Raw genomic sequence first — 14,804 nt, 5'->3', positions numbered from 1 at the left:
GTGTACAGAGCGCTATAAACACTTTCGTGGACACCGGCCGCAAGCTCCTGCCCCGCGCCGAACGCCGCGCGCAGATCCTCGCCGCGGCACGGACGGCCTTCGCCCGCGACGGCTACGCGGCCACCACGATCGAGCAGGTCGCCCGCGAGTCCGGCGTGACGGCGACGATCATCTACCGCCACTTCGCCGGCAAGCCCGACCTGTACCGCGCCGTGCTCGACGACGTCCGCGACCGCCTGCGGGTGGCCACGTCGGGCCGTCCTGACCTGGTGCGTGCGGCGGTCGCCGCCGCGGCCTCCGATCCGGACGGCTTCCGGCTGCTGTTCCGCCACGTCGCGCGTGAACCGGAGTTCGACTCGTGGGCGGCCGACTTCCGCTCGCGGAGCTCCCTGGTGGCCGACTCGGCGCTGCCGGCGGAAATCCCCGATCCTGCGCGCCGGGCTTGGGTCGCGACTTTGCTGACCACCCTCTCGGTGGAAACGATCCTCACCTGGCTCGACGCCGGCCGTCCCGCTTCCGAGGAGACGGTCGCCACCGCCATCGACGCCGCCTCCGCCGCCCTCATCGCGACGATCGGAGCACCATGACCTACCACGACGTCGGCCGCTTCGACGCCCGCGCCGACACGTACGACAAGCCGACCCTGCAGGGCTTCTTCGGCGCCGTCCACCGCGCGACGCTCTCCTTCGCCGCCGCTGCCCCGCCCCACTCGGTCCTCGACGTGGGCGCCGGCACCGGCGAGCTCCTCGCCCTGGTCCACGCCCGCTTCCCGGATGCCGCCTTGTCCGGTGTGGACCCCGCGTCCCGCATGCTCGCGCGGGCGCGCGAAAAGCCTTTCCCTGCCGCGCTTTCCGTCGGTTCCGTGGAGTCTCTCCCCTACCCTGCCGGGCACTTCGACCTGGTGCTGTCCACGATGTCGTTCCACCACTGGGCCAATCCCGCCCGGGGCCTCGCGGAAATCCACCGCGTCCTCACGCCGGGTGGCACCGCGGTCGTGGCCGAACACTTCACCCGCGGGTGGCTGCGTTTTGCTTCCCGGGTCCTGCCCCGCCGCAACCGCACGGAGACTGTGCAGGAAGTAGTCGCAATGGCTCGCAATGCGGGCCTCGACTTCGCCGGCCAAGCCACCGTCTTCCGCTTGGCTGGGCTGCCTTTCATCACCGCCGTGCGGCTGCGCAAGCCACAAGCTCCCGAGTAACAACACAAGAACCATGTGCGGGCCACCAGCCGCCGGGAGACAGGCCCCCGCCCTCCCTGGGGGGCGTGCCCTTGTCCATTCTATCGGCCACCCCCGACAAAAACGGCTCTGTTGATCTATGTGTGGGTGCGGTCGGGTAGTTCGGGGCGGTAGCCGCCGAGGGCGAGGAGCGCGAGGGAGATCAGGGCGTGGGGGTGGTTGAACCCGAACGCCAGACGTGTCAGCAGCCGGATCTTGGTGTTGGTCGACTCGATCAGTGCGTTGGACAGGCGATGATCGAGGGTCGCGTGGATGGCCGACAGTTCGGACTGAATAGTTCGTGCGAGTTTGACGAACTCCGGTATTCGGCACCGCCTGGCCCAGGACAGCCATCGTTGCAAGGCGTCTTTTCCGGCCTCGCCACCGACGGCGAAGACGTGCCGAAGGCCTTCTTTGAGGAGGTAGGCGCGGTGGAGGCGGGGGTCGGTCTTAGCGATCCAGGCAAGCTTGTGGCGCTGGTGCTCGGTGAGGTTCTCCGGGTTCTTCCACAATGCCCACCGCGCCCGTTTCATGCCTTGTGCGGCGCCGGCCGAGGCCCGACGGCCACGCCTGTCTTTGTGGCTGCCACCCGGTTGGCGGCGCGCGATGTTCCAGGTCTGGCGCCGGACCTGGTCCAGTGCGTCGGTGGCCCATTTGACCACGTGGAACGGGTCAGCGCAGCGGATCGCGTCCGGGCAGTACCGCTCGACAGTGCGGGCGATCCACGCAGCCGCGTCCGCCGAGACATGCGTGATCCGTGCACATCGGCCGGGTCCGAGTAACTCGAAGAATGCGGCCAGTGTTGGCTTGTCGTTGCCCGCCGCAGCCCACACCAGCCTGCCGGTGTCGTGGTCGACAACAACGGTGAGGTATTTGTGGTTCTTCTTGTAACTGATTTCGTCGATCCCGATCCTGCGCAACCCGGCCAGCCGATCCACTCGCGCGTCGATGCCGGCTCGGACCCGGGTAATGATCGAGCCGACGGTGGGCCAGGCGATCCGCATGAGCTGCCCGACCGCGGACCTCGATGTCGCGGTCGCCAGCCAGGCGACGGTGTCATCGAACGCACGGGTATGCCCTGCGCCGTGCCGCGCCCAGGGCACCGCACTGACCACGACCCCATGTTCGCGACACCGCACCCGGGACGCGTCCGCTTCCACGAGCGCCCGCACGGTTCCCAGGTCCAGCGCACGCCATCGCCGCCGGCCCCGGCCGGGGTCATAGCGCGGGCAGCGTCGCGAGCACACTCCACACCGGTCACGATCCCGCCGCCGGACCCGTACCGCGGCCACCAGCACCTGCTCGGTCTCGTCGAACTCGACCGACTCCACGACCGCTGTGTTCACACCCAGCAGCCGACCCCATACCCTGGTTGAGGGCACGTCGTTCTCCGTCTACCTGGTTTCTGTTCCTCGACAGCTCAGAAACCTAGACCCAGCAACGACGTGCCCTCCTGCTACCTGGGCAAACCCACCCACACATCACTACGAAGAGCCACAAAAACGGGGCCCAAGCCGGAAAGGAGCCGAGCTGTCCACAACTCGGGCCCGCTGTGGACAAACGTCTGAGGGGCGGCACCGAAAACGGCACCGCCCCTCAGAACGTGGGTACCCGAAGCTGTGCCGGGTCGGGGCACCGGCACACCTTCGGGCAGCTATCCCCCGGTACCCAGCCGCATGGCCAGAGCCACCGCGCCGAGCAACGACGCGTCCTGGTCGAACCGGGCCGCCACCAGCTCCGGCGGGAACGGCACCGCGCCCGCCAGCCGATCGCGCAGAGCCGGCAGCAACACGTCGGCCGACCGGACGAGTCCGCCACCCACGGCGATCCGCGAGGGATCGAACGCGATCGCCAGGTTGGCGACGTGCATGGACAACTCGTCCAGCGCCGACGTGACCAGTTCCTTCGCCTGCGTGTTCTCCCGAGCCAGCGCGAACAGCGATGCAGCCGTCACCGGGCGACCGAGCAGCTCCGCGGCCCGGCGGCCCAGCCCCCGCCCACCCACGGCTTCCTCCAGCGGCGCGGAGCCGCTGGCGAAGCCATCGGTGTCCTGGGGCGCGAGCAGGTTGTAGCCGATCTCGCCCGCGGCCCCGTTTGCGCCCGACAGCACGACACCGCCGATGAGGACCGCGGCGGCGATGCCGGTGCCGAGGGACAGGAAGACCGCCGGGTCGGCGCCGGCGAGGGTGCCGAACTCCCATTCCGCCAGGGCGGCCGCCTTGGCGTCCGTGCCGGTGGCGATGGGGATGCCGCCGAACTCGGCCGCGACCAGCGAGCGCAGGTGCAGCTGTTCCCACCCGGGCACGTTGGGCGCGAGCAGGATCCGGTCCTCGAGGACGATCCCGGGGCTGACGACACCGACCGAGTCGACGCGCGCGCCCTCGTCCGCCACCAGGGCCTTGGCCCCGGCGAGGGCGCGCGTCACCACCTGCTCGGCCCCCGCCTCGGCGTCGGTGTCCAGCCGACGCGTGGCCAGCAGGGTTCCGGCGTCGTCGGCGAGCCCCAGCGCCACTTTCGTGCCGCCGAAGTCGATACCCAGGATCACTCGCGAGTCCCCTCGATCGCCGGCGGGCGGACCGCGTGGCCACCGTGGTGGCCGTAACCGCGGGCGGCGGGCACGACCACGCTGCCGGTGTTGAACCCGTCGACGCTGATCACGGCGGGAGCGCCGTGCAGGTCGGCGGAGCGGTAGGTCACCGTCAGCGTCTGCGACTCGCCGGGCCACAGCGTGATGTCGTTGTCGTCCCACGTCGCCGCGGCGAGCTGGCTGTCACCGGACGCCACGCCACCGGAAACGCTGCCGCGGCGGACGTCGGCGCGCAGGAAGAACCCGACGGACGGCGTCTTCGACGTGTTGGTCACCGTCACCGTGGTCGCCGTGTCGGCCCCGTCCGGACCCGCCATGTGCTTCGTCGAGCTCTCGACGCCGATCTGCGCCTTCGGCAGGTCGCGCAGCGCGGACATGTCGCTGTACTGGCTGAGCGTGGCCTGCGGCTCGCCCAGGGTCTTGTTCCAGTCGACGACGTCCTTCTGCGTGGAGAGCCAGTAGACGTTGCGGTCCACGACCTTCCCGCCCTGGGTCACCTGCAGCTCCACGAAGTACACCTGCGCCTTGGCCGGCGCCTTCGTCTCGGCCGGCACCTTCGGCTTGAGCAGACCGGTGACGACGCCCTGCGAGTTCAGCGACACGTTCTTCGCCGTCTGGTCGTCGAGCACCTTGCCCGCCGTGTCGTAGACCTTGGCCTGCACCGAAACGTCCGCCTGCGTGCCGCCGCCGAGGTTGGCCACGGTCACGGAACCGTTGTCGTACCCGTAGATCGCGTGCAGCGGTTCGTTGGCCTTCTTGGCCCCGAAGAACGCGCCCGGCTGGTCACCGTCGTCGTTGTAGAGCGACCACAGCAGCGTCGGCCAGCCCTTGTTCAGCTGCCAGTACACGACACCGGTCGACGGGTTGTCCTTGTCGGTCGAGTGCGCGATGAAGGACTCGAACTGCGAACGGGTGTTCTCGTAGTTCGCGACCTGCGCGGACTCCACATAGGACTCCAGCGAGTCCCACTTGCCGTAGCGCTGGGTGATGGAGTTGTCCAACGTGTACAGCGTGCCGAAGGCGTAACCGCCGTGGTCGGGCTCGAAGTTCGCGTGGTACTGGTTGTACGCCGGGTCCTGCCACAGCTTCGCCTGCTCCTCGGGCGAGAGGAACCGCTTGATGGAGTCCAAAGTGGGCACGGTGTGCCCGGCGCTCTGCTCGCTCGCGAAGCCCCACGAGCCACCGGCGTTGGTGCGGCTGGAGTCACCGGAGTCGAAGTGCGACGTGTCGTACCAGTAGGCCGGCGGGACCCAGTCGTACGGGCCTTCCTTCTCACCGGAGACACCGAGCGTCGGGGTGCTCTTGTACTCCGCCGAGGCGATCACCGGCACCTGGAAATCGGCTTCCTTGAACGCATTCAGCGTCTCGGACTCCTGACGTGCGACGGGTTCGTTGTCGCTCCAGCCGTAGTTGAACACGCTGGGGTGGTTGCGCTCGCGCTGCGCGATCGAGTACGCGGAGTCGTGCATGATCCGGTAGTCGCGGTCGGTGAGCTTCGAGGCGTCCTCGGGCTGCCACGCGTCGCAGCACAGGAAGCCGCCGATCACCAGCAGGCCCGCGCGGTCGGCCTGGTCGTAGAAGTCCTGCGGCATGTCGTGGCCCTCGAGCCGCACGCCGGACAGACCCATGTTCTTGATCAGCGCGATCTGGTGCGCGGTGTCGGCCTTGTCGTAGCGCAGGAACAGGTCCGGGGCGAAACCGCCGCCGCGGAACACGAAGTCCTTGCCGTTCACGGCGAACAGCCGCGAGCCCTGCGGCAGCGGCGCCGATTTGCCGACGAGCTTCGAGGTCACCGTGCGGATGCCGAAAGTGTCCGAAGAGGACGTGGACACGACGCCGCCCTGGGCCACCGAGGTGTCCAAGGTGTACAGCGGCTGCGCGCCCATCGAGTACGGCCACCACACCTGCGGCTTGCGGATCTTCAGCGCGGCGAACTTCGCCGGCGTGAACGTCACCGTCTGCTTGGCGTGTGCCGGGACCTTCACGCTCTGCTTGACCACGATCGGCGCGCCCGACGGCGGGTTCACCGTGGCCGTGACGTCACCGGTCTGCGCCGAGTCGGCGTTGTTGGTGACGTCGACCTTCACCGTCAGCGAGGAGGTGGACAGGTCGGCGGCGTTGTCCTGCACCACGTGGGCGTTGTCGCCGGTGAGCGCGTCGGACAGCTGCAGCGTGGGCGGGTACTGGATGCCGGTGTTGTTGTCCGGCGGGATCTGGCCCCAGTCGACCTGGTCGAGCGTGTACATCGTGAGCGGGTTGTTCGGATAGACCTTGATCGCCAGCGTGTTCTTGCCCGGCTTCAGCAGCTTGGTCACGTCGAAGGTGTGGCCGGCGAACGCGCCACTCACCACGTCCTTGCCCGCCACCAGCGTGCCGTTGACCCACACGTCGCCCTCGCCGACGATGCCCGGGATCGTGAGCTCGCCGTTCTTGCCCTTGGCGAAACCGGGGTCGAAGTCCGTGCGGTACCACCACGGGTCGGCGAACGGCTTCGTGGTCACGGGGCCGAGCTTGTCGACGTACCCGAAGCACTTGCGCATGTTGTCGGAGTAGAAGACGTCGGGGCACTTGCCGTTCTGCACCAACGCGTTGATCTCGGTGCCCGGCGCGCCCGCGTCGTCGGACTTGACCGGCAACCAGCCCTTCGTGGCGTACCCGGGCTGCGAGACGCGGTCACCGCCGTCCTTCACGCTCGCGGTGGTGAGCACCTGCCAGCCGGAGGTGCCGATCGTGGACAGCCCCTGCTCACGCGGAGCGTGGTGCTGGGGCGACGCGGCGGGCGCCTGGGCCGACGCCGTCGCGCTCACCACCCCGGGGACCAGGATCAGCGCGGCGGCCGCCGCGATCCCGGCGACGAGCGGTTTCCTCATGCCTCAAGCCCCTCTTCGGTCGGCTGCTGCTGCTGCGCGAGGACGAACTCCTCGCGGATCTCCTTCGGGCCGAACGGCCACGTCTTCTCCGCCGCCGCGTAGATCAAGAACGCGACGACGCCGAGCACGATCCACGCCACCGAGAGGATGATCGAGAGCGTCGTGGCGGAGATGTAGATGTACACCCAGCCGGCGAGCGCGATGATCGTCGGGATCGGGTAGAGGAACTGGCGGTACGGCCGCTTCAGCGCGGGCTGGCGCCGGCGCAGCACCCAGATCGCGGCGACCTGCGCCAGCGACTGGATGATCACGAGCACGGTCACGGCAGCGTTGATCACGTCGGTCAGCGTGAACAGCGAACCGATCGCGGTGATCACGCCCATCGTCAGCACGCCGGCGGTGGGCAGGTTCAGCTTCGGGTGCAGCTTGGCGAACACCGGCAGGAACACCTTGTCGCGCGCGGCTTCGAACGGCACGCGCGAGCCGCCGAGCAGGCCCGCGAAGACCGACCCGATGGCCGCGATGATGATGAAGACGGTGATCACCTTCGCGGTGACCGTGCCCCACGCCTGCTCCAGCACGGTGGAGGCGACCGACGTGGCGTTCTTCAGCTCGTCGAGCGGGATCGAGCCGAGCACGCCGACCTGCAGCAGGAAGTAGAGCGCCATGATGCCGAGGATCGAGAAGATGATCGACCGCGGGATCGTGCGGCCCGGGTTGCGGACCTCACCGCCGAGGTAGGCGCTGGTGTTGTAGCCGAGGTAGTCGTAGATGGCGATCACGAGGCCCGCGCCGAGGCCGCCCCAGAACGCGCCGCCCGAGCCGAACGCGCCGGGCGTGAAGGCGAACGCCTGGCCGCCGCTGAAGTGTGAGAAGGCCGCGACGATCACGGTCAGCACGGCGAACAGCATGATCACGAACAGCACGGTGGTGAGCTTGCTGATCTGGCCGATGCGCCGGAACAGCGCCAGCACGATCACGGCGATGATCACGATGCCGATGATCTTGCCGAGCGGTGTCACGCCGCCGTCGTCGACCACGCCCGGGATGAGGTACCCGAGGTACTGGACCAGGCCGATGATGCCCGTGGACATGATCAGCGGGATGAACAGCACGGCGCTCCAGGCGAACAGGAACGGCATCAGCCGCCCGGTGCGGTACTGGAAAGCTTCGCGGAGGTAGATGTAGGTGCCGCCGGCGCCGGGCAGCGCCGCGCCGAGCTCGGCCCACACTAGGCCGTCGGCCAACGCGATGATGGCGCCGATGATCCAGCCGAACATCGCCTGCGGGCCACCCATCGTGGCGACCATCGCCGGGATGGTCACGAACGGGCCGATCCCGCACATCTGCGTCATGTTGATCGCGGTCGCCTGCAGCGGCCCGATCTTGCGTTCGAGACCGGTCCGTGGAAGATCCGCCGTTCCGGAACCCCCCGAACGGGTGGGTGAGCTCACGTCGTGCCTCCATCCAATAGTTAGTAAAGCTTCTTAACATAAGATTTGCGGGGTCGGAAGAGCCGCGTTCGTAAAGTTGTGGAAACGGCGAGGGGTGGCGGGGAGCATGGCAGGGCCGCGGGTGGGCACACCGGCGAACATGCGCGAGCTGAACCAGCGGCTGGTGCTGGACCGGTTGCGCACCGGCGGTGAGGCCACCCGGCCCAGGATCGCCGCGGACACAGGGCTTTCGAAGCCGACCGTAGGCCAGGCACTGCTCGACCTGGAGCAGTGCGGATTGGTCCGGGCCACCGGCCACAGCCCGGAGGGGCCGGGGCGCGCCGCCGTCGTCTACCGCGTGGCGCCCGAGGCCGGACACGTGGTGGGCGTGGACATCGGCCGGCGTTCGATCCGCGTAGCCGTCGCCGATCTGGACGGGAGCGTCGTCGCGCGGTTCGACGAGCCGAACCGGTGCCGTTCGGGCAGTGCGCTCGTCGAGACGGTCGGCGACGCGGTGGGCCGCGCGGTCGCGTCGGCCGGACTCGAGCCGGCCGACGTCGTGGCCACCGTGGTCGGCACGCAGGGCATTCCGGACGCGCGCACCGGAACCGTGCACCGGGCGCCGAACCTGCCGGGGTGGGAGCGCAAGGGGCAGCTGCACACGCTGGCCGAACGGCTGTGCGCGCACGGTTCGGACCTCGTGGTGGAGAACGACGCGAACCTGTGCGCGGTCGGCGAGCACGCGCTGGGGGCGGCGCTGGGCGTGGACGTGCTGGTGTGCCTCACGGTGGGCACCGGCATCGGGATGGGCGTACTGGTCGGCGGGAGGCTGTTCCGGGGCGCCCACGGCGCGGCGGGTGAGATCGCGGACCTGCCCGCGGGCGCCCGTGTTTCCGGGGCGCGTGCTCACCGGCCCGTGCCGATGGAGGACGTCGCTTCGGCGCACGCGATCGTCGCGCGCGCCCGGGCACTGGGCTTGACCGCTCGAAGCGCTCGGGAGGTCTTCCTGTCGGCCGCGGACGGGGATCCGCGGGCGCTGCGCGTGGTCGAGGAGGAGGCCGCGCACCTGGCGCACGTGGTGGCCGCGGTGACGGCGGTGCTCGACCCCCGGCTCATCGTTCTCGGCGGCGGCATCGGGAGCAACGCGGCGCTGCTCGCCGGGCCGATGCGACGCGCGCTGGCCGCGACGACACCGTTCGCCCCGGAGATCGTCGCCGGGCAGCTGGGGTCCGACGCCGTGCTGGCGGGCGCCGTGACGACGGCCCTGGGCACGGCGCGGGAGCTGGTGTTCGAGCGCCGCGAACCGCGGCGGACGGCCGCGCAAGCCTGAGCGTCACTTCGCGGCGGCCTCGACGATCGTCAGCAGGTCTTCGAGGTCTTTCGCGAACTCGGCGTCGCAGTCGACGTGGTGCGGCAGCGGGTCGAGGCGGTGGTGGGCGGGCAGGTCGGCGGGGCCGAGCCCGACGCGGCGCGAGCGGGCGAGGCGGGTGCTCGCGGCGAAGCGGCCTTCGACCTCCGAGAGGACGTAGCCGAGGACGAACGTGGACAGCAGGCGTTCCAGGCGCGGGACTTCGGCCTCGGGCACGCCCGCGTCCAGCAGGGCTTGGTAAACGCGTTCGGCCGGGAGGAGGGACTGCTCGCTCGCCGCCGGACGGGTGAACAGGAGACCGGCCACGGCGGGATGCTCGCGCGCGACCGCCCGCAGTCCCCCGGCCAGTTCACGCAACCGGGTGAAGGGGTCGAGGTCCGCGGCGGGCGCGGGCAGCAGGGTGAGCAGCTGGGCGGCGATGCCGTCGAGAAGGTCGTTCTTGCTGCGGAAGTAGCCGTACAGCGCCATGGGCGTGAGGCCGAGCCGGGCGGCGACGCCGCGCATGGACAGGGCGGGCAGACCGCGTTCGGCCGCCAGCTCCCAGGCCGCGCCCACGATCTCGGACCGCCGGGCGGTCTTGAGTCTGCGCACCCCGCGGAGTCTGCACCGTAGACCCGCGAGTCTACGGCGTAGATCACACCGGGGCCACCCGATCGATCACGCAGCGGAACCCGATCGAGCGACACCGCGCAGCCAGGCCGTGGTCCGCACTGTCCACTGTGGTCACTGGCGCCCGGCGATGAACGGGGTTCACCCCGGCGTGCCGCGGAGGCGGTTGCCGAGGGCGATCACCGACCCCATATCGTTGCGCGGCAGCCATTCGGAGGTGGAACGCGAACGTGCCCGAAGTCGACTACTACGCGGTGCTCGGCGTGGGGAAGACGGCGTCGCCCACGGAGATCAAGGCTGCCTACCGCAGGCTGGCGAAGACGCTGCACCCCGACGCGGGCGGCACTGTCGGCACGTTCCAGCTGCTGCGCGAGGCCTACGACACGCTGAGTGATCCCCGCGCTCGCGCTGCGTACGACGCCGGCGTCCCGACCGTGCACGCGCGCCCGCCGGCGAAGCCGAAGCGCCGCCGGTTCAGCGAGGAGCCCGGGTTCGTGCCCGAGCCGCTGGACCTGGAGCCGGACGAGCTCGAGTGGTGGGAGTTCGCGGCGCAGGACCCGCGCGTACGCCACGGGCGGCGCCGCGGCCCCGGGCACACGCCCGTGGTCGCGGCCGTCGCCGGGATGGTGCTGGTGCTGGCGCCGCTGGTCCTGGGCGTGGACTTCACGCCGCCGGTGCTCATCGTGTGGCTGGTGCTCACGGCCGGCACGGCACTGCTGGTGCAGCGCCTGGCCCGCGGCTACCTTGCCGCGCGGCGCGCCCGCAGCGAGTTCGCCGCGGAGTTCGGCGGCGGCGCGGTGTTCGGCAGCCCCGGCGTCGAGGCCGACGAGCTCGCCGAACGCCTCACGGCCGACCTCCTCGAGCGCTACCTGACGCAGCTGCCCGCCGCCCGCATCTTCCACGGCCTCGCCTGGCCGGGCTCCGTCTTCGCCGACGTCGACCACGCCGTGCTGTGCGGCAAACGCCTCGTGCTCATCGAGTCGAAACAATGGCTCCCCGGCCACTACGAAACCGCCGACGACGGCCGCCTGCTCCGCAACGGCCGCCCCTTCCGCGGCGGCGGCTCCCGCCTGGCCGAAAGCCTCGACTCCTACCGCGACCTGCTGCCCGGCATCGCCCTGCGCGGCGCCATGATCGTCTACCCGAGCCACGCGGGCGCCATCACCACCGCCGACGACGCCGACTACGCCGACGGCGCCCCGCCCATGACGCCGGAACAGTTCCTGCACGAAATCGGCGGCTGGCTGTCGGCCGAACCGTCTACTGTGGACCACAACGCGCTGCGGACGCTGCGGGGGCAGGTCGTGGGGAGTGGTCGGGCCGCCTGACCGCGCCGTCGGTTGCGGGTGACGCGGGATCATGCCCGCTCCTCGCAGGGTCGCGCGGCGGTGCCCGGGCACGGGCACCGCCGAAATTCGCCACCGGGGCGCCCCTGCCACCCGGCACGCACGCGCGAAGCAGCAAAGCTCGACCTGACGGCCCCGGACCCGCTCCGCCTTCAGCCCCGGCCAGTGCCCCGGCCGAACTCGGCACGGCAGTCCCCCGCCCTCCGGCAGCCAGGGCAGTCCGCGAGAGGATGGCGGTGTGAATACCGCAGCGACTCTCGGCACGGTGCTGCTCGTCTACGCGCCCGCGGCGGTGACGCCAGGGCCGAACTTCGTGCTCATCGCGCACACCGCGGCGGCCGGGTCGCGCAGGGCGGCGGTGGCCGTGGCGGCCGGGGTGGTGGTAGCGGGTGGGCTGCTGGCGGCGGTCGCCGTGTTCGGGCTGGGGGCGTTGCTCGCGGCGACGCCGTGGCTGGCGACCGCGTTGCGGATCGTCTGCGGGCTCTACCTGGCGTGGCTGGGGATCAGGCTCTGGTCGAAAGCACGAGCACCCGACCAAGAGCCGCTGCCGGAGCGCAGGAGTGCGTTCGGGCAGGGGATGCTGAGCAACGTCACCAACCCCAAGGCCGCCGTGTTCTTCGGGAGCGTGCTGACGGCCACGCTGCCGCCGACGGAGCCCACGGCGACGAAGGTGGCGGCGATCGCGCTCATCGTCCTGGCGTCGGCGACGTGGCACCTGTCCGTGGCGCTGCTGTTCTCCTCCCCCGCCACGCAACGCTGGTACGACCGGGCGCGGCCGGTGCTCAACCGGGTCGTCGGGGCGGTGCTTGTCGTGCTCGGCGTCGCGTTGGCCGTGACCGGCTGAGCAGGTCCGTGAAGGGCCCCGAGGCGGAGCCCTTCACGGACCGAAACCTCAGCCGTGCGAGCGGTTCTTCGCCGCGCGCGCCGAGTTGGTGCAGATCTCGCCGACGTCGATGGTCTGGCCGCGGTCGAGGTACACGTCCGCGATGCCCGCCAGCTTGCCCTTCGCATTGGTGCAGGTCAGCTGGTAGGCCTCCTTCGGTCCGTACGTCGGGGGCACCGGCGACGCGAACGACACACCACCGGTCCAGTCGTCCACCTGCGCCGGGTCGGCCTGGGCGTAGTTCACCAGCACCGCGCGGTAGTCACCGGCGGGCGGGTCGAACAGCACGGCGTGCTCCGAGGTGGTGCCGCCGTTGGCCGACGACGTCACGGCGTTGCCCGCGGCGTCGTACACGTACAGGTCCCAGTCGGTGTCCGGGTTGGCCCAGTTGACGTCGACGCTGAACCTCCCGTTGTCCACCTTCGGCAACCCGTCGACGTGGAACGTGAAGCTCTCCGACGCCGGGTTGTCCGGGTACGACTCGTTCACCGGCGGCACGCCCGCCGGGTTCGTCACGGCGTACCCGGCCTGCGCCGGCCCCTGCGGGTCACGCCCGTAGCGGCCCGCGACGTACGGCCGCGTCGACGGGTTCACCGACCACGCGAACCGGCCACCGGTCGAGGTGTAGGTGGAGTTGAGGTTGTCGGTCACGTACACGGGCGGCTTGGTGGAGCCGTCCGGCTGCAGCACGGGGGACGTCGGGGTCTGGAACGTCTTGTGCAGCTTGAGCTGGTAGCCCTTCGGCGCGGTGCCGATGAGCGTCGAGTGCGCGGCCGGGTCGGCGGTGTTGCGCAGCATCTCCAGCAGCGCGCCGCTGTTGCCGCCCTTGCCCGCGCCGGTCGACGGGGCCAGGCCCGCGTACTCGGCGACCACCCCGACTTCGTACGGAGTGTGGAAACCGGCGCCGCCGATCTCGATCGTGAAGCCCCAGCCGCCGGTGGCCCAGTACGACCAGTCCTCCGTGGTGCCGGTGGTGTCGTAGAGCGCCCAGCTCGGTTCGTTCGTGTAACCGTTGTGGGAGGCCAGTTTGTCGCCCAGCGCCCGGTACACGGGGTCCTCGAGCGGCGGGCGCACGTCGGCGACGCCCGGCGGACGCAGCACGAGCGCCGCGTTGGTGTGGAAGGTGATCAGGTTCGTCACCTGCCGCGACGACACGACCGAACGGATGTTGCGCGACTCCGGCTCGCTGAACGGCGCCGAACCGCGGAACGTCTCACTGCTCCACGACAGGCCCGCTCCCCCGCCGCCCCAGAAGCCGGCGTAGTTGCGGTTCGGGTCGGTGCCGCGCTGCGCGCCGCCCGGGTTCGCCTTGCAGACGCCGGTGGCGAACTGCGGCGGCGAGTCGGCGGAGTTGCAGTTCTTGCGTTTCATCTCGTAGTCGAACCTCGTGAAATCCCCACGGGGTTCGGCTTCGCGGGAGATCGAGAAGCCGTCGGGGTTCACGATCGGCACGATGATGTTGCGCGTCTTGCCGACCAGCCCCCGGATCGTGGTGTCGTGGGCGTAGCCGTTGATCAGCTGGTACGCCCACTCCATCGTGGTCTCACCGGCCGGCCATTCGCGCGCGTGGTGCACGCCCATGGTGAAGTCGACGGGCTTGCCGTCGGCGGTGTTCGCGACGTCCGTGGCGATCTCGAGCCCGACGACGTCGCGACCCTCCCACGTCGGCTCCGGCAGCGTGAACGCCTTGACCAGCTTGGGGTTCTTGCGCGCGAGCTCCTTCATCTCGTACTCGTAGTCGTACAGATGGCGGTAGCTGGTACGGCCGGACGGCAGCACCGAGGAGGTCGTTTTCGCCGCGTACTCGCGGTCGGTTTTCGCGTCGCGGATCGACTTCGCCGACAGATCCGGCTCGACGACGGTGGATTTCAGCCCGCTCGCCGCGAGCGTGCGGCGGTCGGCGTCGCCGGCGAGCACGACCTCGACGCCGGTCGCATCACCCTTTTCGGTGACGTCGAGGCCGAGTCCGAGGAGCTTGTTCTTGTCCGCGCGCGAAGGCGTGTGCACGCGCACCAGCTCGGCACGCTGGGCCGGCGCGGCGGATCCGGTCGGGGTGCCCTGCGGAGTCAGCGCGAGGAAGTCGACACCCAGCTTCGCCTCCTTCGCGTTGCCCGCGTACCGGCAGCCCTGGATCACGAGCTGCTGGCCCTTCTTCACGAAGCTCTCGGCGAGCTCATGGCTGCGCAAGGCCGCCGAGGCCGCGACGAGCGCCCCAGTGGCCTTGTCGAAAACGGCGAGGTCCCAGTCGCCCTCGGCGCCGGCACCCGGCGTCAGGCGGGCCTGGACCAGGCCATCGACCGTCGAGGCGACCTCGCGACGGTCGGTGCCGGGCGCACCGGCCGGCTGGAGCGCGGCGAAACACGACCGCACCACGGCGCGGTCGGCGTGCACCACGTTCTGCGCGGCCGTGGCCGACGTCGGCAGGGCGACGAACGTCCCCGCCAGGACGCCGGCCGTGGCCAGCAGAACCCATGGTCTGGATCTTCTGAGT

Annotated in this window: 11 protein-coding genes; 5 read left to right on the top strand and 6 right to left on the bottom strand. The window is 70.4% G+C overall.

The genetic code is table 11. The annotated features are described in order from the left end of the window. Positions 1 to 26 precede the first annotated feature (26 nt). Both K1T34_RS34240 and K1T34_RS34235 read left to right on the top strand, forming a co-directional pair. The gene (locus tag K1T34_RS34240; protein ID WP_255637752.1) at positions 27 to 587 is read left to right on the top strand and encodes a TetR/AcrR family transcriptional regulator; all 561 of its coding nucleotides are present in this window, start codon (positions 27 to 29) and stop codon (positions 585 to 587) included. Further along, positions 584 to 1,198: a class I SAM-dependent methyltransferase gene (locus tag K1T34_RS34235; RefSeq protein ID WP_220238862.1), complete on the top strand. Its 615-nt coding sequence runs from the start codon at positions 584 to 586 to the stop codon at positions 1,196 to 1,198. Before K1T34_RS34240 ends, K1T34_RS34235 begins: the two co-directional genes overlap by 4 nt. 116 nt (positions 1,199 to 1,314) lie before the next feature. On the opposite strand, the gene K1T34_RS34230 is transcribed toward K1T34_RS34235, so the two are convergent. The 4 genes from K1T34_RS34230 to K1T34_RS34215 all read right to left on the bottom strand — a co-directional run bounded on the left by K1T34_RS34230 (position 1,315) and on the right by K1T34_RS34215 (position 8,127). Continuing rightward, positions 1,315 to 2,598, bottom strand: coding sequence for an ISL3 family transposase (locus K1T34_RS34230; RefSeq protein WP_220238861.1), 1,284 nt, complete (start codon positions 2,596 to 2,598; stop codon positions 1,315 to 1,317). A gap of 272 nt (positions 2,599 to 2,870) precedes the next feature. After that, on the bottom strand, positions 2,871 to 3,761 hold the full coding sequence (locus K1T34_RS34225) for an ROK family protein (protein ID WP_220238860.1): 891 nt from the start codon (positions 3,759 to 3,761) through the stop codon (positions 2,871 to 2,873). After that, complete coding sequence (locus K1T34_RS34220) at positions 3,758 to 6,673, bottom strand: glycoside hydrolase family 2 TIM barrel-domain containing protein (RefSeq protein ID WP_220238859.1); 2,916 nt, start codon at positions 6,671 to 6,673, stop codon at positions 3,758 to 3,760. Before K1T34_RS34220 ends, K1T34_RS34225 begins: the two co-directional genes overlap by 4 nt. After that, entirely contained in the window at positions 6,670 to 8,127 is a 1,458-nt protein-coding gene (locus tag K1T34_RS34215; protein ID WP_220238858.1) for an APC family permease, read from the bottom strand. The genes K1T34_RS34220 and K1T34_RS34215 overlap by 4 nt, the downstream gene beginning before the upstream one ends. Positions 8,128 to 8,233: 106 nt before the next feature. Here K1T34_RS34215 and K1T34_RS34210 point away from each other — a divergent pair, with 106 nt between their 5' ends. Further along, positions 8,234 to 9,436, top strand: a complete 1,203-nt coding sequence (locus K1T34_RS34210) for an ROK family protein (protein WP_220238857.1) — start codon at positions 8,234 to 8,236, stop codon at positions 9,434 to 9,436. Positions 9,437 to 9,439: 3 nt separating this feature from the next. Here K1T34_RS34210 and K1T34_RS53670 read toward each other — a convergent pair whose 3' ends face one another. Further along, positions 9,440 to 10,066: a TetR/AcrR family transcriptional regulator gene (locus K1T34_RS53670; RefSeq protein WP_255637751.1), complete on the bottom strand. Its 627-nt coding sequence runs from the start codon at positions 10,064 to 10,066 to the stop codon at positions 9,440 to 9,442. A 248-nt stretch (positions 10,067 to 10,314) separates the two neighbouring features. Between K1T34_RS53670 and K1T34_RS34200 the strand changes: the two genes are divergently transcribed. After that, entirely contained in the window at positions 10,315 to 11,412 is a 1,098-nt protein-coding gene (locus K1T34_RS34200; RefSeq protein ID WP_220238856.1) for a DnaJ domain-containing protein, read from the top strand. Positions 11,413 to 11,668: 256 nt separating this feature from the next. After that, on the top strand, positions 11,669 to 12,274 hold the full coding sequence (locus tag K1T34_RS34195; RefSeq protein WP_220238855.1) for a LysE family translocator: 606 nt from the start codon (positions 11,669 to 11,671) through the stop codon (positions 12,272 to 12,274). A 48-nt stretch (positions 12,275 to 12,322) separates the two neighbouring features. Here K1T34_RS34195 and K1T34_RS34190 read toward each other — a convergent pair whose 3' ends face one another. Beyond that, positions 12,323 to 14,779 carry a M14 family zinc carboxypeptidase gene (locus K1T34_RS34190; protein WP_220247547.1) on the bottom strand — a complete coding sequence of 819 codons (2,457 nt, stop codon included), beginning with the start codon at positions 14,777 to 14,779 and terminating at the stop codon, positions 12,323 to 12,325. Positions 14,780 to 14,804 lie beyond the last annotated feature (25 nt).

The organism is Amycolatopsis sp. DSM 110486 (genome assembly GCF_019468465.1).
Taxonomy (GTDB): Bacteria; Actinomycetota; Actinomycetes; order Mycobacteriales; family Pseudonocardiaceae; genus Amycolatopsis.
The sequence above is the reverse complement of the archived record's forward strand: the minus strand, read 5'-3'. Positions and strand labels throughout refer to the sequence as shown.